15 protein-coding genes and 1 pseudogene are annotated in these 18,734 nt (G+C 64.1%); 5 read left to right on the top strand and 11 right to left on the bottom strand.

Annotation, left to right across the window (positions count from 1 at the left end; genetic code table 11):
• Positions 1 to 812: 812 nt before the first annotated feature.
• From QCE83_RS19605 to QCE83_RS19635, 7 genes and pseudogenes are all read right to left on the bottom strand, one after another.
• A complete protein-coding gene (locus QCE83_RS19605) occupies positions 813 to 1,571 on the bottom strand; it encodes a flagellar regulator YcgR PilZN domain-containing protein (RefSeq protein ID WP_309814543.1) in 759 nt (252 codons plus the stop codon).
• 188 nt (positions 1,572 to 1,759) lie between these two features.
• A pseudogene (locus QCE83_RS19610) lies at positions 1,760 to 2,755 on the bottom strand (ABC transporter substrate-binding protein).
• A gap of 62 nt (positions 2,756 to 2,817) precedes the next feature.
• Complete coding sequence (locus tag QCE83_RS19615; RefSeq protein WP_309814546.1) at positions 2,818 to 3,723, bottom strand: SMP-30/gluconolactonase/LRE family protein; 906 nt, start codon at positions 3,721 to 3,723, stop codon at positions 2,818 to 2,820.
• 36 nt (positions 3,724 to 3,759) lie between these two features.
• The gene (locus tag QCE83_RS19620; protein WP_309814548.1) at positions 3,760 to 4,749 is read right to left on the bottom strand and encodes an ABC transporter permease; all 990 of its coding nucleotides are present in this window, start codon (positions 4,747 to 4,749) and stop codon (positions 3,760 to 3,762) included.
• Positions 4,746 to 5,681 (bottom strand): ABC transporter permease, encoded by a 936-nt coding sequence (locus QCE83_RS19625; protein WP_309814553.1) that lies wholly within the window; start codon positions 5,679 to 5,681, stop codon positions 4,746 to 4,748. Before QCE83_RS19625 ends, QCE83_RS19620 begins: the two co-directional genes overlap by 4 nt.
• Positions 5,678 to 7,135, bottom strand: a complete 1,458-nt coding sequence (locus QCE83_RS19630; protein WP_309814554.1) for a sugar ABC transporter ATP-binding protein — start codon at positions 7,133 to 7,135, stop codon at positions 5,678 to 5,680. Before QCE83_RS19630 ends, QCE83_RS19625 begins: the two co-directional genes overlap by 4 nt.
• A 21-nt stretch (positions 7,136 to 7,156) precedes the next feature.
• Positions 7,157 to 8,185: an ABC transporter substrate-binding protein gene (locus QCE83_RS19635; protein WP_309814556.1), complete on the bottom strand. Its 1,029-nt coding sequence runs from the start codon at positions 8,183 to 8,185 to the stop codon at positions 7,157 to 7,159.
• A 447-nt stretch (positions 8,186 to 8,632) separates the two neighbouring features.
• On the opposite strand from QCE83_RS19635, the gene QCE83_RS19640 reads away from it, so the two are divergent.
• The 4 genes from QCE83_RS19640 (at position 8,633) to QCE83_RS19655 (ending at position 13,460) form a co-directional block, all read left to right on the top strand.
• Entirely contained in the window at positions 8,633 to 9,463 is an 831-nt protein-coding gene (locus QCE83_RS19640) for a hypothetical protein (RefSeq protein WP_309814559.1), read from the top strand.
• Between the two features lie 220 nt (positions 9,464 to 9,683).
• A complete protein-coding gene (locus tag QCE83_RS19645; RefSeq protein WP_309814561.1) occupies positions 9,684 to 10,574 on the top strand; it encodes a hypothetical protein in 891 nt (296 codons plus the stop codon).
• Between the two features lie 363 nt (positions 10,575 to 10,937).
• On the top strand, positions 10,938 to 12,170 hold the full coding sequence (locus QCE83_RS19650; protein ID WP_309814562.1) for a GNAT family N-acetyltransferase: 1,233 nt from the start codon (positions 10,938 to 10,940) through the stop codon (positions 12,168 to 12,170).
• Positions 12,171 to 12,356: 186 nt separating this feature from the next.
• On the top strand, positions 12,357 to 13,460 hold the full coding sequence (locus QCE83_RS19655; protein ID WP_309814565.1) for a GNAT family N-acetyltransferase: 1,104 nt from the start codon (positions 12,357 to 12,359) through the stop codon (positions 13,458 to 13,460).
• Between the two features lie 110 nt (positions 13,461 to 13,570).
• Here QCE83_RS19655 and QCE83_RS19660 read toward each other — a convergent pair whose 3' ends face one another.
• From QCE83_RS19660 to QCE83_RS19675, 4 genes are all read right to left on the bottom strand, one after another.
• Entirely contained in the window at positions 13,571 to 14,752 is a 1,182-nt protein-coding gene (locus tag QCE83_RS19660) for a GNAT family N-acetyltransferase (RefSeq protein WP_309814568.1), read from the bottom strand.
• A 463-nt stretch (positions 14,753 to 15,215) separates the two neighbouring features.
• Entirely contained in the window at positions 15,216 to 16,772 is a 1,557-nt protein-coding gene (locus QCE83_RS19665) for a diguanylate cyclase (protein WP_404985116.1), read from the bottom strand.
• Positions 16,773 to 16,900: 128 nt separating this feature from the next.
• Positions 16,901 to 17,218 carry a hypothetical protein gene (locus QCE83_RS19670; RefSeq protein ID WP_309814570.1) on the bottom strand — a complete coding sequence of 106 codons (318 nt, stop codon included), beginning with the start codon at positions 17,216 to 17,218 and terminating at the stop codon, positions 16,901 to 16,903.
• 60 nt (positions 17,219 to 17,278) lie between these two features.
• Complete coding sequence (locus tag QCE83_RS19675; protein ID WP_309814574.1) at positions 17,279 to 18,154, bottom strand: CAP domain-containing protein; 876 nt, start codon at positions 18,152 to 18,154, stop codon at positions 17,279 to 17,281.
• On the opposite strand from QCE83_RS19675, the gene QCE83_RS19680 reads away from it, so the two are divergent.
• A complete protein-coding gene (locus QCE83_RS19680; protein ID WP_309814576.1) occupies positions 18,138 to 18,722 on the top strand; it encodes a hypothetical protein in 585 nt (194 codons plus the stop codon). The genes QCE83_RS19675 and QCE83_RS19680 overlap by 17 nt on opposite strands.
• The last annotated feature ends 12 nt before the right edge of the window (positions 18,723 to 18,734 follow it).

An 18,734-nucleotide genomic window follows, 5' to 3' on the forward strand; every position in this document is an offset into this window, starting at 1 on the left:
GCCTGCTCGCGTACCGCTTTTCTGATTCGGCATCCCTGCCTGACCCTTGCATGAAACCGGCAGTGCCGGCGCACATCACGACGCACAGAGATGTCGATTTCGCGAGATTTTCATGCTGCTCAATCGCCACTTAATATCTTTGGCGAATACTGAAATTAAAACCGTATTCAGTGTTTATTTCGCAGGCCAGTTTAGAAAACACTTAATGCCCCGCTTTAGAAAACACTTAAACCGACTGCATATGAAAAGTTTGAACGCGGGTCGCCCCGACGGATAAACCGAGAGTAAGGTAAATGACAGGGAGGCTAAGTCTTTCGAAAAGATTCGGAAAGGCGCCGGCTTTGCCGGGCACCGCCATCAAGGGATTCCGCATGCACGGAGTCCCAGACGGCGTGGCTGATTCATTTCTTTTGGAAAGTCATTCGAGACAACTGGAAAATGACGCGATCGCCCCGGCCCGCGTTGCGCAGTCTACGACGCCATACTCCGGCGCAAATAATGATATTAAATTATAGCGGGATAACTTCGGAGCATCGCTTCCGGAATCCGGCACTCATCCCAACTATTGAAAATACCCGGGATAAACGGACTTATTGCGGAACCGGAAAATCACTTTTGCGTCACTTTTGTAACGCGCGGTAAAGAACCGTATTAGTCCGGCCGATTTTCAGGCGAATGTCATAATCGAATCGGAGTGTGCGGAGGCGCAGAGGGCGGACGCGGGAAGCCCGCAAGCGTGGGCTTGCCGGACTCGTGGAAAAATCAAAATGCGCCGCGGCTCGCCCCGATGGAGTCGACCGGCGCAAAAAGGATCAACGGCCTGCGGTGCGCAGATTGCGGCTTTCGAGTTGCGTGATGACCCGCTGCAACGTGCGTTCCGCGCGACCGGAGAGTTCGATGAATCGGCAGCCGAGGACGGTGCGCGTTTCGCCGGAAGGCGTGATGGTCTGACGCGGCGCGACAATTTCGAGATTGACCGTCACCAGGCTGAACGCGCCCATTTGCAGCGTGACTTCGTTCCAGACGGTCCCGCGCGGCAGCGTTGCAAAGCGCGCGTCGGAGGTCCGCAACGCAATCCCGCCGAGCGACATGTCCTGCAGGTCGAGATCGAACGGTTCGCCTTCCGCATCGATGCCGCTCGCGACGAACGGTTCGCCCACCGGCGTCTCCACGCGATGAAACTCGCGCCGCTGGACGAAATACAGCAGTGCGGGAAATGCGGTTTCGAAGGCCGGGCGGCCCTCGAAGCTCACCGGCGTTGCGCGGCCCGTGTCGAACTCCGTGCGGATGCCGCCCGGATGACTGCGAAACGTGAGGCTGTCGGCGGCGGCGAGCGCGGCGTTGTCGCTACGCGCGCCGCCGTAGTCGAACACGAAGCGGGCCCTGCGGGAATCGACATCGAGGAGTTGCGTGACAATCTGGCCGCCTTCGAACCCGGCCACCAGAAAGTCCCGGCGGGCCACCAGCCCGCGCAGACAAAGCGCCATCTGCAACGGATGGCGCAACGCATAGCGCGCGTCGATCTGGCTCGGGCGCGCGGCGGTATCGGCGAAAGTGAGTTCGGCAGTCATGTTGGGTTGGTCTCAGCGTATGGTTTTTTTTCGGCACATGAAGCGCCGCCTTTCACCATGCAGAGTCCGTGCCAACCTGCGCTGAGGCCGTCTGGTCAAGCGGGAGCGGGTTTCAGCCGCTCCCGAAGTGCCCGACGTTACGTTACGTCACGGTCCTTCGTCACGCACGTCGAAACGCACGCGGCGCGTTACTTCTTGCCGTCCACCACCGCGACCACCTCCTCGCGCGTGTATTCCTTGTTCGCGAGCGCGCCGGCCGGCGTCTTCGCGAGCACGGCATCGAGCTCCTCCGGCTTCACTTCGAGCACCGGCATGCGGATATCGTGCGGCACCTTCTTGCCGGCGAGGATCTGCTGCGTGGCCCAGAACGCAAACGACGACGCCCCCGGCGGAATGGTCACCGACATCGTCTGATAGCCGCTCTTCTTCTGCTCGGCCCACCACGCGAGTTCTTCCTGACGGTTGCCGAGGATGATGATCGGCGTCGGACGGCCGGCTGCCTTGAGCGCCTGCGCCGCGCCGAAGCCGTCGCCGCCCTGCGTGACGACTGCGTCGATCTACGGCAGCGTCGTCAGGAAGCCCGCCACCAGCTGCTGCGCGACCGTTTGCGTCCCGTCGCCCTGCACCGACCCGACGATCTTCATGTCCGGATACTTCTTCAGCTCGTCGACGATGCCCTGATGGATCTCGTCATCCACCGACACCCCGGCCAGCCCGCGGATCTCCAGCAGGTTGCCCTTGCCGTTGAGGCGTTTGGCCAGGTAGTCGACCTGCATGCGCCCCATGCCCTGGAAGTCCACGGCGATGCGATACGCACACGGTTCGGTGGCGATGCCGTCGAACGACACGATGGTCACGCCCGCGCCGCACGCCTGCTTGATGACGCCGTTGAGCGCCGTCGGCGAGACCGCGTCCACCGCGATGGCCTTGTAGCCCTGCAGGATCAGGTTCTGGATCTGCTGCACCTGTTCGGTGGCCTGGCTCTCGGCCGTGGTGAAGCTCGGCGCCGCCGCAACCACCTTCTGCTTGACCGCCGGATCGGCGACATTGGACCAGCTCTTGAGCATCTGCTGGCGCCAGCTGTTGCCGGCATAGTTGTTGGACAGGGCGATCTTCATCGCCGAGGTGTCGCCAGTGGCAACCTGTGCAAACGCGGATGCCGACGATGCCGACAGTGCCGTCATGAGCAGGCCCGCGGCCAGTCGATGCAAGTGCATGCTGAGTCTCCTGTGGTTGTGCTTGCCGCTCAGCGGCCCGCGCCTCGCACGCCCACGTGCAGCGAGTAGATGGACGAGGTCGCGGCAATGAACAGCCGGTTGCGGTTGAATCCGCCGAAGGTGAGATTCGCCACCACTTCGGGGATCAGGATCTTGCCGAGCAGCGTGCCGTCGGGGGCGTAGCAATGCACGCCGTCGTCGGCGCTGGTCCAGACGTTGCCGTGTTCGTCGAGGCGCATGCCGTCGGGCACGCCGCTCTGCATCTCGATGAAGACGCGGCCATTGCGCAACGCGCCATCCGCCGCGACATCGAATACGCGGATATGACGCGGCGCGGCGTCGTCGTGTGACGCGCCGGAGTCCGCCACATAGAGCTTCGTCTCGTCAAGCGAGAACGCGAGGCCGTTGGGCTTCACGAAGTCGTCGCAGGCAATCCGCACCTGCCCGTTCTCCGTCACGCGATACACATTGCAGCGCCCGATCTCGCTGTCCGCGCGATAGCCTTCGTAGTCGCTGAGAATGCCGTAGTCGGGATCGGTGAACCAGATTTCGCCGCGCGAATCGACGATCACGTCATTGGGCGAGTTGAGCCGCTTGCCTTCGAACTTGTCGGCCAGCACGGTCACGCTGCCGTCGTGTTCGGTGCGCGTGACGCGCCTTGCGCCGTGCTCGCAGCTGACGAGCCGCCCTTCGCGGTCGCGCGTGTTGCCGTTGCTGTAGTTCGACGGCGCGCGATACACGCCCACGCCCATGCCGGGCGCCCAGCGCAGCATGCGGTTGTTCGGGATGTCGCTCCAGATGAGCAGGTCCGCGGCCGGGAAATACACCGGGCCTTCGGCCCACAGACACTGGTCCGTCAGCTTGCTCAGGAAGGCGTTCGGCTGCAGCAGCAGTCTGAAGCGCGGGTCATGGACTTCGATATCGCTGGCTTTCATGTCTCCTCGTCCGGTTGGTTCTTCAAGTTATGCGGATCAGCGCAGCGCCTTGCCGCCCGCCGCGACCGTCACCGCGATGATGAGCACGCCATAGACGATCGAGCGCACGCCCGCGTCCGCGCCCACGGCGTTGAGCACGGCGTTGGTCAGGAACAGGAACATCGACGCGCCCCACACGCCCGCGATGCTCGCCTTGCCGCCGGTCACGAGCGTGCCGCCGATCACGACCACGGCGATCGAGATCAGCATGTACTCGACGCCCATGTCGAGCGACGCGCCGCCCGACACCGCCGCGAGCAGCAGCGCCGCGAGCGCCGCGATCATCGACGACAGCACATAGGCGAGGCAGCGCGTGCGATGCACGTTCACGCCGGCGAGCCACGCGGCGCGCGCATTTTGGCCGATGGCCGAAAGCCTGCGCCCGTACACCGCGCGATGCAGCAGCACGGCGAGCGCGCACGACAGCGCCAGCGCGACGAGCGCGATATAGGGCACGTCGAGCAGACGGCCCGTCGCGAACGCGCCGAGCGCGGGCGGCGGCGGCGGCAGCTGGCGGCCCTGCGTGATCGCGACCGACTGGATGATGAAGCTCGAAGACAGCGTCGCGATGATCGGCGGAATGCGCAGCAGGCGGATCAATGCATAGTTGGCGATGCCCACCACGACGCCCACGCCGAGCGCGGCCGCGACGCCGGTGGCGATCTGGGCGTTGTCGGCGTGCATGGCGTGCATGCCGACGACGCCCGCGAGCGCGATGGTCGAAGGCACGGACAGGTCGATGTTGCCGACGCCCGAGGTGATGACGAGCATCTGCCCGAGCCCGACCAGCACCATGAACACGCCGTAGGTGAGCGCCGTCTGCGCGACGTTGCCCGCGATGCCCAGCCCGAAGATCCCGGCGATGGCGATCCACACCAGCACCGCGCCCACGAACGACCACGCCCAGGGCGCCTGGATGTTGCGCAGCCGCGCCCAGCCGCTTTGCGCGGGGGTGGCGACGGCGTCGCTGGAGGATTGCGGATTCATCGGCGTTCTCCCCGTTGCAGCAGCACGCGCAGCGACAGCACGACGATCAGGATCGCGCCCTGCATGCCGACCTGCCAGTCCGCCGAGATGTTGAGGAAGGCTAGGAACGACGCGGCCAGCGTCAGCGTGATCGCGCCGAGCACCGCGCCGATCACGCTGACGCGCCCGCCGACGAACTCGCCGCCGCCGAGGATCACCGCCGCGATCGAGAGCAGCGTATAGCGCAGGGCGAGATTGGCATCCGCGGACGTGGTGAGGCCGAGCAGCGACAACCCCGACAACACGCCGAAGCAGCCCGCCACGCCGTACAGCGTCGCCTTGCTGCGCACCAGCGACCAGCCGAAGCGGCGCATCGCGCGTGGATTGCCGCCCGCGCCGCGAATCCGCACGCCCGCGGAGGTGCGCATCAGCAGCAGATGGCCGATGGCCGCGATCAGCACGGACCAGACGATGGGCGCGGCAATCCACGGCGTCTGATAGCTCATGGCCGTGCCGAGCCACGCGGGACTCGTGCCGCCCGGCGACGGCAGCAGCACGATGGCGAGCCCGCTCCATACGAACGAGAGCCCGAGCGTGACCACGATCGACGGGATCTGCCGCAATTCGATCAGCGCGCCGACGGCGGCATACGCGAGCACGCAGCCAATCAGCGCCAGCACGCCGAGCCACGGCTGTTTGACGAGCAGCGTCGCGCCGATGCAGGCGACCAGGCTCACGAACGGACCGATCGAGAGATCGAGATCGTTCACGGTGATGATCGCGAGTTGCGCGAGCGTCGCAAGCACGATGGGCACCGCCAGATTCAGCAGCAGGTTGGAGCCGAAGTAGCTCATCACCGCGGGCTGCATGACGAGGATCGGCACCAGCACGGCGATCAGTGAAATGGCGGGCAACGCAGCGCGCAAACGCCCTTGGGCAATGGCGAGACTCATGCGGCGTGCTCCTGGAAACTGGCGGCGAGCAGCGCTTCTTCCGTGCATTCGTCGGCGTGCAGGATCCGCGTGACCGCCGAAGAGCGGAACACATAGGTGCGGTCGCAGTGCGACAGCTCTTCGTTCTCGGTCGTGTACCAGACGAAGGTGCGGCCCTTCGCGGCCTCGTCGTGAACGAGCTGATAGATGTCGCGCTTGGTGCCTACATCGACGCCGCGCGTGGGATCGTCCATCAGGATGAGATCGGCGTCCGATGCAAGCGCACGCGCAAACAGCACCTTCTGCTGGTTACCGCCCGACAGCGACAGGATGCCCGCGCTCATCGACGCACCGCGGATGCCGATCTTCGTGCGCCACGCCTCCACCACCGCGCGCGCCGCCGCGAAGTCGATCAAACCGCGTTTCCTGCGCGCGCCGCCGAGCAGCCAGCGCAGGTCGAGATTGCCGGCGATCGACCAGACCGGAAACACGCCGTCGCGGCCACGGTCGCCCGCGACGAACGCGACTTTTGCGCGCGCCGCGCCATGGCCCGTCGCGGCCGTGTAGATGGACAACAGCGCCTCGGTTTGCCCCTGTCCCGCCAGCCCCGCGAAGCCGACGATCTCGCCGCGCGCCGCCTCGATCGCCGTGTGCCTGCGCGCGCCGACCTTCCAGTGGAATTGCGGCCCGGCTTCGCGCACGGCACGCGCGCGCTGCGCGGCGGGCGTGCGTTCGGCTTCGAGATGCTGGCCCATTGCCTGGATGATCGACGCACGGCTCGACGCCTCGCGCGGCAACACGCTGACGATGCCGCCATCGCGCATCACCACGACCCGGTCGGCCACGCGCTCGATCTCGCCCAGCATGTGCGTGATCAGCACGCACGTGATGCCGCGCTCCGCCGCCTGGCGCACGAAGGCAAGCAACTGGTCGGCCGTGTGGGCGTCGAGCGAGGACGTGGGTTCGTCGAGAATCACGAGCCGCACCGGCGTGTCCGTCACCGTGAAGCCGCGCGCGATCTCCACCATCTGCTGCTGCGTGAGCGTCAGGTCGGAGACGAGCTCGTTGCCCTTCAGGCCGTTGCCCGGAAAGATGGCTTCCAGCGTCTCGCGCATCAGCGCCGTCGCGCGACGCCGCCAGCCGCGTCCGTGCAGCTGCGGATGCACGATGCACATGTTCTCGGCCACCGTCAGGTTCGCGCACAGCGACAGTTCCTGGAACACGCAGCGCACGCCCGCCGCGCGCGCCGCGTTGGCGTCGTAGTGCGGCGCGGCCTGTCCGTCCACCTCGATGCGGCCGTGCGTCGGCGGATAGACGCCCGCGAGCACGGCCATCAGCGTCGACTTGCCTGCGCCGTTGTGTCCGGCGATGCCCACGCATTCGCCGCGCTCGAACGCGAAGTCCACGCCTTCCAGCGCGCGCACCCGGCCGAACGTCTTGCCGATGCCTTCGAAGCGAATCAGCGCGTCATTCATCCACACACTCCTTGCGGGCGGTTATTTCTTGTCGAGCAGCGCGACCGTCTGCGGCAGCGTGTAGGTCACGTCGGCGATGCCGCCCGGCGGCGTGGCCGCGAGCGTCGCCGGCAGTTGCTGCTGCGAGATGGCGAGCAGCGGCACGTTGATGGTCACGTCCTTCGGCAGCTTCTTGCCGGCCAGCACCTGCTGCGCGACCCAGAACGCGAAGCTCACCGCGCCCGGCGGATTCGACAGCGAACGCGACTGGTAGCCGCTCTTCGTCTGCTCGTTCCACCACTGGAGTTCGGGATAGGTGCTGCCGATGATCATCGGCGGCGCGGGACGGTTGGCCGCCTTGAAGGCCTGCGCGATGCCGAACGACATCTCGCCTTCGGTCGCGACGCCGTCCACTTGCGGGAGCGTCGGCAGGATGCCCGCGACGGCCTTCTGCGCGACCGACTGCGTCCAGTCGCCATTGACGGAGCCGACCAGCTTCATCTCCGGATGCTTCTTGAGCCCTTCGAGGACGCCTTCGTGCATCAGGTTATCGACGGAAATGCCCGCGACGCCGCGCACTTCCAGGATGTTGCCCTTGCCGTTCAGCCGCGCGGCCAGATACTCGACGCCCTGCTCGGCCCAGCCCTTGAAGTCGAAGTTCACGCGATACGCGCAGGGCTCGTCGACGATGCCGTCGAATGACACGACCACCACGCCCGCCGCGCAGGCCTTCTTGATGGTGCCGTTGAGGGCGGTGGGCGAGACGGCGTCGATGACGATCGCGTTATAGCCCTGCAGGATGAGGTTCTGGACCTGCTGCGCCTGCTCGGTGACCTGGTTCTCGGCGGTCGTGAAGGCGGGCGCGGCGGCGACCTTCTTCTCCGTCACGGCTTGCTGCGACACGGCGTTCCAGCTCTTGAGCATGGACTGCCGCCACGCGTTGCCGGCGAAGCTGTTGGAGAGCGCGATCTTTTTCTGCGATGTGTCGCCGGTGGCGACCTGCGCCTGTGCGGCCTGGGTGAGCATGCAAGCGGCCAGCGCGGCCGTGGCCAGCATTCCTGTGCGGAACATACCGTTGTCTCCTGCTGTTCTTGTTGAGCGAACTGCGCCGATGTTCAGCGGCGGTGACGGGAAGCGCGGCAGGCGGGAAAGCGGGTGTGGCGGGCGTGGCCCGAATGCGGGAAGGACGGATGGAACGACATCATCTTGAGCACGCCTCTTTGGGAGCGCTTCGGTGCGATGACCGAAGCCTTGCTTTCGAACAGCTGCCGGAGTGTTTCCATTTTGGTCAGGCCAATCAGAGTGGTCAGGCCAGACCGCCGACGCAGTATAACGATTGCTCAACGGGCATGCAATTCGTTCGAGGAACGGCTTGAGTGTGGCGCGGAGCGTGTGCCCGCGCGGCTGTCGTCAATTTATGTTGCCGATGGTCAGCGGAACGCGCGCTTCCCTAGAATCTTTAACCGCGCCCGCATTGCATCTCAGGCCGGGCTCCGAACATCCGCACAGGAACGCCTCATGTATCGATTCCCCATCAGGCTTCGAACCGCGCTTCCGAAGCGCAGGCTGGCCACGATTCCGGAACAGGACGAGACCCAGGCGAGTCCTTCGCTGATGCAGGATGCGGGAGCGTCCGCCTCGCCTGGACAGGTCGAGGCGCAGTTGACCGAGGCGCGCGTGCAGGCCCTGCTTAACCTCGCGAGCTTGCCGGAGTGGCAGGCGTTCTGTGACGGCCTGGACCTGAGTGCACCGCTGGACGACGAACTGGAGGGCGCGGCGCCGGACGAGATCTACTCGCGCCGGGCGTTCGCCATGGTCCGCAACCAGTTCAGGAAGGTCGGCTTCAAGTCGGGCAACAAGGTGTGTCCGGACGATCCGGCCAGCGTCCAGCGTGCCGTGATCGCCCACGACATGGTCTGTGCGCTCCAGGATCGTGTGTATGACACCATCCCGCCCGATTTCGTCCTGCCGATGATCTGGGGCTGCGGCAACTGCGGCGAAATGAGTGGCGCCGCAGCGCGCCTGCTCCGACGCGCCGGCGTGCAGGCATCGATCTATGCGGTGGACTACGAGGGCAGTCACGCCTTCACGCTGGTCGGCCAGGTTCCCGATCAGGCGACGGATCACGTCGGGCTGACTGACTATGGCGGCTGCTGGGTGGTCGATACCTGGGCCGGTATCGTGTGCCCCGCACCTGGCTATTGCGAAACCTTTCTCCACAAGATGGACGCGTGGGCGAAACGCGGAAAGAAGATCGTGCACGGCGGCCATTGCATCAACGCCAATGACCCGGATTGGCTCGATGCAGTCATCAACGGGCCCAAACATCCCGCCGTTGCACAGCCGTGAGGTGGCTCGACCGAGGATCGACGCTGAAAACTGCGCGACAGATGCTGCACGGACGCCCGGAGAGCCGAGATTAATTTCTGTCGAAGTGGGGGCGTCCGCGCGTCATATGGAATCTCTGGCGCGCGTCGGCAACGTATTCCGGCAACTTCCTTCGGCAAGATCGTCGCGCAAGCGCGCCTGCGCGCTTGTCAACTGCAAACGCTGTGTGCGGAGTTCTCACATGTTCAAGTTCGAATCGGATTCGAAACGGGTACCGCCGAAAAAACGCATGAGAACTGTGAGTCCGGTTCCTGATCGTACCGTGTCGCCCGTGCCTGGGCCTGCCTGGATGCCGGGCATGCTTCCCTTGCGTCGGGCGGACAGCCTCGAGAATGTTGCGGCCATGCTTGATGAGCCTGATCGCACCCCTGCCGCCTTGAGTGGAAGAATGCCTTTGCTCCGGGCGCTCCAGTCCGCGTGTGGTGCGCTCGGAACGAAGAAGCTGCGTCGCTCAAACAGACGAGGTCTGGGGCATCTCGAAGACGACTCCATCAACGAAAGACGTGACGCGCTCACCGAAGTGGTCTTGTCTCGTCATCAGGATCTTCGTGATCTGCCGAGCGGTCTGCAACAGGCACGCTACGCTGATATCGTTGCCGCCGAATATGCCGGCAAGGAAGATGTAGAGGCGTTTTGCATGGAAATGTCCTATCTGCTTCTGAGTGAACTTCGCAAGACACCGGATATCTCGGCAAACGTCCATGTCATGGAAATCATGGGATGCGAAGACAACGATGAGTCGCATTGCTTCATCCTGTATTCGGAAGCAACATCATTGGATCGGCTGAAGCTCGACTATTACACGGCGGACCTGGACCAATTTGCGGCCCATTTGTTCGAGGGCCGCAAAAAATCCTTGATTGTCGATCCTTGGGGCGAGCAAAAAATGATCGGCTTCGAGCATGTCCAGTCCGAAGCTGAAATAAAGGCAATGCTTCTTGCCCTGGCGGAAAGAAGCGATATTGACCCGGCCGCCCCGATCATTGTGGAAAAAGACCGGCCTTCCGTATCGTTCTTCCAGCCGGATAACGCCGCTTCCGATACATCATCAGACGACGACTACGATGACTAGCCTGCTCATGCAAAGCGTGCTGGACCGCCGTCCGAAGTTCGCAGAGCCCATGAGTCCCATACGGGCTTGAGGAGCGCCCCACGCTACACGGGTCGCTGCCCGGATCGATCGCTCTACCTTGCGCAGCGCTACTTGGCAAGCTTCCTTCCCCGACCGCGCGCCTTTGCCGCAGGCCTGTTCCGGCGCTTTATTACAGTTTGTCAGAAATGTGCTCCACCGCATATTCCGGTGCAGACGTGCACGTGAAACTGGTCGCCGATCTGCTCGCATCGAAGCAGAGAAGCACAACGAGAGGTGGAATTACTCCGCATGGGGCGCTACGTTTGCGCGCCGGCAGGGAAATCACTCATGGGGGCCGGAGACATGAACAGCACATCGGAAGACGGCGGGACGCATCCCGACGGATTCACCCGCAAGGCCGACAGGAAGCTCAGCATCGAGACTTGCCGCGACCTCGAAACCTTTCGGAAACTGCGCGACGAATGGAACGATCTGTCACAACGCGCCCAGGGCCGCTACTTCCAGTCGTTCGAATATTGTCACGGCAGTCTGCTGGCCGAACATGCCGGCACCGCGCGCACGCTGCATTGCGTCGTTGCGCGGCGCGACGGACGGCTCGTCGCGGTGTGGCCATTGCTCACGTCGACGCGGCGTTGCTGGACCTTCGCCGAGCCGCTGGCGCCGCGCAACCAGTCGCCGAGCGATATCCTCGTCGCGCCCGAATCCGACGCCGACGCCATCGTCAGAGCCGTCTGGGAACATGCGGCGCGCACGAGCCGCGCGGATGTGTTCGAGCTGTGGCGCATCCGCAAGAGTTCACCGCTGCACGCCTGCCTGAAGCAGCACGCGATGATGCGTCGCGAAGTCGATGAAGTCACGCCGTTCGCCGCCTTGCGCGAGGAGCGCGACTGGGTCGCATATTGCCGCTCGCGCCCCGCGCGGGAGCGCAATGCGCCCGAGTATCTGAAGCGCCGCCTGGCGAAGCACGGCGCCTTTGCGATCGACATGATCGAGCCGACGGATGCGCGCCTGCCTGCGCTGATCGAATGGTTCGTCGCGCAGAAGCGCAAGTGGGCCGAAGAGAAAGCGTCCGACAGTCAATGGACGTTCTCCGCTGCGAGCCAGCGCTTCTGGCACGCATTGCTCACGACAGATGCAGGCGCGCACACCGGGTTTCGCCTGTTCGTCCTCACGCTCGACGGACAACCCATTGCCGCGAACATTCTCGCCATCGACAGCGATGCGGTCAGCCTCGTCGCCAATACCTACGATCTCGCGCACCGCAAGTTATCGCCGGGAACGGTGCTCGTCGATGAATGCGTGCACTGGGCTTTCGAACGTCAGCTGGACTTCGACTTCGGACCCGGCGAACAGCGTTACAAGACTTCGTGGAGCGCGGGAGCGGCTTATGCCAGCGCGTCGTTCGTCGTCCTCGCCACGCGCTGGGGACACGCGGGCTACATGAGCAAGCAGGCCATCAAGCAGACGCGCGATCTCGTGATGCACGGGGCCGAACGGCTCACGCGCCGCCGCAATTTCAGCGAACGTTTACCACGTGTGGGTTCGACAACAATCGATCCATGCACCAGCAGATAACATTTGGCAACACCTTGCATGCATTGGCAGTTACGCATCGACACGGGATCGGCGTTGGCCGGCGCATCTTTGAAATGTGTCCTTGCCTGTAGCGCTTCGCTACGCATCCCGATGTCGCCTCGAACAGCGCTACGCGACGTATCGACCTGTCCGAACCGTACAACACTAGATAATGGTCCCGAATGTATGGAATCGTCACTCGCCGGAAAATTCCTGAGGTTCGAGCCGAACCGCAAGACCGCGTCCAGCAAGTTTCGCTTTGAAAGCGATCTTCGAACCACGCCGAGCCCCATCGATCAGACAGCGGCGCAGCCGCTCCAGGCCGAAGCGCCGGCAACGGTTCTGGCCGACCCGCTTCCCGCCCGCTCGATCTTCCATGAACCCTGGTGGCTCGACCTCGCGACCGACGGCAACTGGCAAGCGGCCACCGTCCGCCGCGGCAACGAGATCGTGGGTGAAATGCCCTACTCGCTGCAACGCAAGGGATGGTGGACCACGTCGAAGATGCCGCCGCTCACGCGCACGCTCGGCCCGGCGTTCAGGCCATCGACCGGCGATACGACCCGCACGATGCTCGACCGCATCAGCATCACCGAAGAACTGATCGCGCAGATTCCCGAGGTCGACAGCTTCTATCAGATCCTCGATCCGCGCATCGAAGAGGCGCTCGCTTTCGGACTCAACGGCTTCACCGTCGCCACGCGCTATACCTTGCAGTTCGCGCCGGACCGGGACATCGAAGCCTTGTGGAAAGGACTGAACGGCAAGACGCGCAATCTGATCCGCACGGGACAGAAGTTCCTGACGGCGCGGCGCATCGAATCGCCCGAAGAGTTCAACGCGTTCTATGAAGCGAACCTCGCGGTACGCAGTCGCACGAACGTTTATGGCACGCAGTTGATGCGCCGGCTCGTCGAGGCATTCGTCGAGCGCGACGCGGGCTATCTGCTCGGCGCCTACGATGCAAACGGCAAGCTGGTTGCCGCGATCGGCGTGACCTTCGATTCCCATGCTGCCTACTACCTGCTGTCGTCGCGCGATCCCGGGGCGCACGCTGGCGCGATCAGCGTGCTGATCTGGGAAGCGATCCAGGATGCGCAGCGCCGCAATCTGATCTTCGATTTCGACGGCATCCCCAATGCCAGCACGTTCCGCTTTCTGTGCGGCTTCAAGCCGATGCTCAAGCCGCGCCTGGTGATCGAGCGTCACAAGTCGGTGTGGTCGATGGCCCGTGCAGTCAAGCGCGTGTTGCGCCCGGGCCGGTCCGAGTGGTTCCTTCCGACTGCGTGAATGAAGACATGAAATGAAAAGGGCGGACATGATAATTCATGTCCGCCCTTGTTGTTTGCTGCATCGAAACATTCAATACAAGCCGCGGCGCTCACGCGCCGCGGCTTGTTTCATGCTGCCGGATGTTCGGCTCCGTTGCCGCTGGCCGGCACGGTAGCGACATGTCGACGCGAGCGATTCGCGCGCCATTCCTTGATTTTCTTCGACAGCAGTTTCGCGTGGAAAGCAAAGCGCCCCCAGCCCGATATCGCGATCTGATAGCTGCGCGTCGAGTCGACATTGCCGCGGCTCCAGTACGCCTTGAACTCTTCCTTGCCGACGCCGAAGTCAAGATCGAGCCGATGGTCCCAGCACCATTTCACGCAGTGCGCCATCATGATCGCGCCGGGCGAGAAGCGCGAGAAGGCTGGATCGAAACCGGCGATCAGACCGCTCGCCGACGTATCAGCCAGCCCCACGATATTGACGACGAGCGGCACGCCGTCGAGCGTCATCACGAACATCACGCCGAACGGCTTTGCACGCGTGCCGTCGAGCAGATCGACGAGGAAGCTGCGATATTCCTTCGAGTACAGCCAGGGTCCGTTCTTGCCCGAGCGCTCGGCCCATTCGCGCTTGCGCGCAAGCATCCAGTCGACCCATTGCGCGTGGGCGACGGTATCGTCGGCGGCGAGCTCGCGGATCTCGACCGCGCCCTCTTTCATCAGGCGCCGTTCGAGCGCGGCAGGCTTCTTCTTCGAGAGCTTGCCGAGCGAATCGCGATACGCGTCCCAGTCCGGCTCCGCGCGCAGCAGCGCCGTGGCGCAGACATCGGTGGTGGTTTCGGCGAGTCCCGGATCGCGTGTCGCAAGCTGGTCGAGCCGCGTGTCCCGGCCGACGTAGGGCAAGGCAAACACGTCGCCGCGGCATTGCCGGGTCGCCGCCTGCCACGCGGCGTCGATGGCCGCGCGGGCATCGCTGCGGGCAAGGATCGCGCTATGTTCGGCCGAGCCCGGCGTGAGCGGCTCGATGACATTCCACAACACGCGGCGATGACTGACGAGCGGCCACACGAGCACCAGTTCGCCCTTCTCGCGAACCACGATGCAATGCAGCCGACGGCCACGCGGACCGGCCACGCGCGTCCAGCACAGCCGGCAGACCTCGAAGGCCTGGTTGTGCTGTCCTTCGACGGCGCTCCAGAGCGCGTCCCACTCGCTCTTCAGTGCAAGAAACGCGGCTTCATCGCTGATGATGCTCAGGCCGTCGGGCTGAACTTCCGTGTTGCGGTCTGGGTTGCTCTCTGATGGCATGGCGCTGGTCGTTTTGTTTTGATGGTCGTCGATCGTGCCTCGCACGTCCCGATGCATGTTGATACAAGCAGCAGGGACGAACACGGACGCCTCGGGACATCGGCACATGACAGCCGACGGCCTTCGACATCCATCAAGCTATCGGATGTCGCGTTCGGCAAATGGGCGCTTGCGCACGAGCAGCGCAGCGATGGCGACAATCCACTCGGCTTTGTCGCGACACGACTGGAGCCATCCGGCACGACGACCGGCGGACGGCTGCGACGGCATCCGGCGCGCCGCCTGACGACGCGTCGCTGGTTCCCTGAAGGCAATCCCCGGCCTCATGTCGATGGTCCTTTGCTGGTTCTTTTTGTGCGTGGCGGGCATCGCGAAGATGCGCCAACCCGGTGCAAAGTCTAGACCCGCTCGCGTCCGTGCGAACGTTCGATCACGCGCATTGCTGGTTATCGCGGCTGGAAGCTCAGCCCGGACTCGCCCGCATCACGCGATTGCGCCCGCGCGCTTTCGCGTCATAGAGCGCTTCGTCGGCGGCACGGATGAGCGCGCTGACATCGTCGTCGCGTTCCGGCTTCCAGCTCGCGAGCCCGATGCTCGCCGTCACCCGGCCGAACTCGCTGCCTGCGTGCTCGATCGACAGATCGCTGATCGCCTTGCGAATCTGCTCGGCAACGCGCGCGGCGCCGTCGGCGGGGGTATCGGGCAGCACGACGACGAACTCTTCGCCGCCATAGCGCGCCGCCGTATCGAGCGGCCGCCGGATGTTCTCGCCGATGCAGCGCGCAACGGCCGCGAGCGCATCGTCGCCGGCCTGGTGGCCGTAGGCGTCGTTGAAGGCCTTAAAGCGATCGATATCGACGAACAGCAGCGAGAACAGACTCCGGGTACGCCGCGCGCGCCGCCATTCCTGATCCAGGATCTCGCCCAGCGTGCGGCGATTGTGCAGCCCCGTCAGGCCGTCCGTGCGCGCCAGCAATTGCAGCTCGGACTCGGCGCGGATACGCCGGCGGAACTGCGCGGCCAGCACGAATGACAGCGTGATGAAGCCGATCGCGAGCGCGCTCATCGACGAGCCGATGATGATCGCGCGCCGCGTCCACGCCGCATAGATGTCCTGCTCCGCTTCGGCGACCATGATGATGAGCGGCAGGTTCGGGAAGTTGCGATAGAAGTAGAGGCGTCGCGTGCCGTCGATCGACGAGGTCTCGCTGAAGCTGCCTTCGGGCGCGTTCCGGAAGCGCCGGAAGGTGTCGGCGCCGCGAATGTCGCGGCCGATCACCTGCGAGTCGTACGGCTGTCGCATGATCATCAAACCGTCCTTGCTGATAAGCGAAACGGCGCCATGCCGCCCGAGCGACAAGCCCGCGAACAGAGTCCGGAAATAATCGAGATTGATCGTGATCATCGCGATGCCGGCGAACGAGCCGTCCGGATTCTTCAGCCGCCGGCTGAGCGCGATGCTCGGCGCGCCGCCGCGCAACCGCGACAGGAACGGGCTGCTGATGTACAGCCCGGCATTGGGATTGTCGCGCTGCACGGTGAAGTAACTGCGGTCGGCGAAGTTGCCCTTGCGCGGCGTGACGCTGCTCGAATCGATGACGATGGTGCCGTTCGCATCCAGCACCAGCAGCGAACCCAGGTCGCGCGCGGTCGCGGCGCGGTCGAACAGCACGTCGTTGCGCAGCGCCGGCGGCAGCGCGACCACCTCCGGCCGCTCGACGCCCTCGACCACCGCCTGCAACGACAGCTCATACAGCTCGAAGTTACGTTCGATATCGCGTTCGGCGAGCAGCGCCAGGTTGCGCGAGGTGTCGCGTGCGCGGTCCAGTGCGTCGACCCGGCCCTGATACAGCACCAGCGCGCACAGGCCCATCATGACGAGCGCGATCAGCGTGCCGCACAGGACGATGATGTTCGGCGTTGAGATCTCCGGCTTCGCCGCCGGTGGATTCAAGGTCGGGTGAGAGAGTTTGTCGATTGCCACTATTAGGATTTCTCGAATGCCGCAAAGCAAATGCATCTTTGCTCAGCACGGTCCTGGTTAGCGAACGTCGACGGTATTCTCTCCTATTTGTCCGATACGGGTCGAAAGAGGAACAAATCGACCGATTCATTTCGGTTCTTGCAATCATCGGCCGGCACGGAAGCTCAGGCAGCTTTCCGTCGCCTGAGACCATCGTCGATGGCGTCTTTCGCGGCCGGCACGGCGGCGATGGCCGCGGCCAGATCGGCGAAGCCATCATGCGGCAGGCGGCCGTCCAGCTCGTGCAGATCGCGCAGCGGGCACGGCTCTCCGCCCACCGGATCCTCGACGATCAGCACATAGCGCCCCGCGTGATTGGCGCTCACGCGCAGCAGATAGCCACGATGCGATTCGCGATATTCGATCGACGACGGTCCCGTGACCTGCGTCGCGGTGAATGCGTCCGCCCCTGCGGGCGGCTCCGCGCGCCTATTTCGCCGCAACGTCCTCCGGATCAATGATGGCAAGCACATGAAGTTGATACCCCCGAAACGGCCGCTTGGTCATTCGAGCACCATGGGCAGGCGTGAGCGGCCTTGCGCCTTTGTCGTCGCCGCGAGCGCCGCGCCGGTCGTAAACGACCAGCTGACGGAAAACGCGGTGGGCGTGGTGATCGAGGTGTTCGTGAGTGAACCGGTCACTGTCACGAAGTATTTCGAATTGGCCGCCAATGGCGCGTACGGCACGCACAGCGCGAGGCGGGTCGAATCATCGTTGTTGGAGTTGTCGGATTCTTCGCACGGCACCGCGTTGCCGGACGCGTCGGTGATCGCGAAGCGCACGTTCGAAAACGCACCGTTGCCCGACGCATTCAGCGTCACCGGATAGCCGACGCTCTTCATGATGTATTGCGGGACGCGCGCCATCGGGTTCGGGCTTTCGTTCGCGACCCACGAGGGCTTCACGTTCGTCTGGCCGTCGTACGGGTAGGCAATCAGCCGGTTGTCCGGCGTCGCCGCGACGTAATCGACGAAATCGGCAACCAAGGTTGCGTATTGGGTGGGATCGGTCGTCGGAACCTGGCCGATGCCCACGCTCGTCGTGTCGAACAGGAAGATCGAGCGGTGGAACGGGGCGTCGAAGAGGGCTTCGATCGCCTGGGTCGAATTCAGGAAGCCGCCGCCATAGCCCGCCGCGATTTCTCCCGTCGAATTCGTGTTGTAGCCGGCCGCCGCAACGCGGTCCGCAGGCTTCACGCCCGAGAAATACGGTTGCCCCGCCGTCTCATAGTGGCCGATGGCCCCGGCCGCCTGCATGTAGCGCGCGTGATTCGCCGCCGCCACGCCCACCGCCGACACGTACCCGAGCGCTCCAAGGTTCAATTCCGCGCGGCGCGCGTTGATGTAGGCGAAGGAATCGTTGATGGTGTCGCCGGTCATGGCTGTTGCGGGGGCCGCCGCAGCGCCCGCCGGAGCATACAGCGCGATGGCCGCGGCATCCTTCGTGGGAGCCGTCGTGGGCGTGGCGACCGGCGTCTGGGTTGAGCTACCACTTCCATTTCCGCTGCCACTGCCGCTGCCCTTGCTCGATTGCGTCGCACCCGTGGTCTGCGCCGCCGCGCTGCTATCCCCGCCTCCGCCACCGCCGCCACAGGCAGCAAGCAGACATGACAACGCCGTTACGGCAGTCCAAGCCGTCTTTTTCATCCAATACCCCGTCAAAATTCGTTATTCGTCCACGCGCTCGCAGGAACGCACGGTAAGTGTTTGCATGGGTGTTATCGGCGCGTCAGCTCAGGACTTTCGGTTTGCCTCTCAGGTTCGTTCAAGTTCGTGTATCCGCCATGATCTCCCCGCGAAACTGTCGACGTCGGACAAAGTGTCCGCAAAATCTTCCCAAATCGTCCGGAGCTGTGTCTTGCGACGAGCTTTCAGAGTCACCGCGCCACTTAAGCTCCAGCTTAAAACCGCCGATAACCCGGAAAACCTGAAAGAATTCAATACATAACGAGACACCGGC

The organism is Caballeronia sp. LZ034LL (genome assembly GCF_031451215.1).
In the GTDB taxonomy this organism is placed as follows: domain Bacteria; phylum Pseudomonadota; class Gammaproteobacteria; order Burkholderiales; family Burkholderiaceae; genus Caballeronia.